Genomic DNA, 1,481 nt, shown 5'->3' with positions numbered 1-1,481 from the left:
CCCGGACAGCACGAATCCCCTCGTGCGTGACTGGCTGACTAACGGCGTCGGCGACGACTGGCCCCCAGAGGTACTGCCAGATGAACCGGTCGTAGACCAGCGTCGGGAACACAAGGAGGCCCGCACCGACGAGGACGAGCGGGGCGAGCAGGTACAGCGCCCACCACTCGCGTGAGCCGGTCTCCGGAAGGACGGTTTCGACGCGTCGGGTGACAGTACTCACGACTCGTTCACCTCCAATCGCCACGTCGTACTCTTCGAGCGCCCCCACTGTTCGAGTGAGACGTTTGAGAGGTCGTCCTGAAGTTGGCTGAGGTACTGTGCAACGGCCTTCGGCGATCCGTCAAGGTCGCCGGCGATCTCGCGAGCCCGGAGGTATGTCGGTTCGCTACTGGCTGTCTCGACGAGGTACCTCCGAACCGTTTGGCGGGAAATATTTGACATTGATATAGAGGTGACGTTCAGCGGAGGCGACCGAAGAGCTTGTAGTCGTGATCGGGGGTGTACCGCCGGAACAACAGGCTGTTCGTCAGCACCGACACGCTGGAGAACGCCATTGCTGCTGCAGCGAGTACGGGCTGGAGCAGGCCGAGCGATGCTAACGGGATCATCGCCGTGTTGTACGCGAACGCCCACACGAGGTTCTGCTTGATCTTCTTGAGTGTCGCGTCCGAGATCCGGATCGCCTTCACCACGTCGAGCGGATCATCGCGCATCAGCGTAAGGTCCGCAGCCTCAATGGCGACGTCCGTGCCGGAGCCGATGGCTGTCCCGACGTGTGCGACCGCGAGCGCCGGCGCGTCGTTGACGCCGTCACCGACCATCATCGCCTGCCGACCCTCGTCCTGAATACTGTCGACGGCGTTGGACTTGTCCTCGGGAAGGACCTCTGCTCGGACATTCTCCGGATCGATACCGACCTGTTTGGCGACCGCACGAGCAGTTCGTTCGTTGTCGCCCGTAATCATCATCACGTCAACGCCCCGTTGTTGTAGGGCCGTAACGGCCTGCTTGGAGCTCTCTTTGATTGTGTCGGCGTCAGCCACTACACCAACCAGTTCGCCCTCGAAAGCGACGAGCATCGCCGTCTTCCCCTCGTTTTCGAGGCGTTCCATCGTCTCTTCGGCGGGAGACGGGTCGATGTCGTTGTCTCGCAGCAACTTGCGGTTGCCGACCAGCACCTCGCTGTCACCAATGACTGCTTTGATCCCGTGGCCCGGAACGTTCTCGAAGTCGTCAGGCTCAGTCACGTCCAGACCGCGTTCTTCGGCCCCTTCGACGATTGCCCGCGCGAGGGGGTGTTCGCTTCCGCTTTCTGCGATCGCCGCCAGCCGCAGCACGTCGTCCTCTGAGAGGCGGTCACGAGTGCTGAGCTGTCCACCATCTGGTGTCGGCTCGCCCCCGTCAGTCACCGCATTTCCATCGCCATCGAAGACGACCACGTCGGTCAGTTCCATTTCACCCTTCGTGAGGGTGCCCGT

Annotated in this window: 2 protein-coding genes and 1 pseudogene; all 3 read right to left on the bottom strand. The window is 62.1% G+C overall.

The window, feature by feature from the left end; translation table 11 throughout:
* A pseudogene (locus AN233_RS05295) lies at positions 1-223 on the bottom strand (DUF63 family protein); the annotation flags it as partial.
* Entirely contained in the window at positions 220-444 is a 225-nt protein-coding gene (locus tag AN233_RS17640) for a DUF7123 family protein (RefSeq protein WP_080508364.1), read from the bottom strand. The gene AN233_RS17640 and the pseudogene AN233_RS05295, both read right to left, overlap by 4 nt.
* 17 nt (positions 445-461) lie before the next feature.
* Positions 462-1,481: HAD-IC family P-type ATPase (locus AN233_RS05290; RefSeq protein ID WP_125919980.1), on the bottom strand; the 1,020-nt coding region annotated here is incomplete at its 5' end.

It is taken from the genome of Haloparvum sedimenti, assembly GCF_001462205.1.
GTDB lineage: Archaea > Halobacteriota > Halobacteria > Halobacteriales > Haloferacaceae > Haloparvum > Haloparvum sedimenti.
This window is presented reverse-complemented; position numbering and strand designations above follow the sequence as displayed.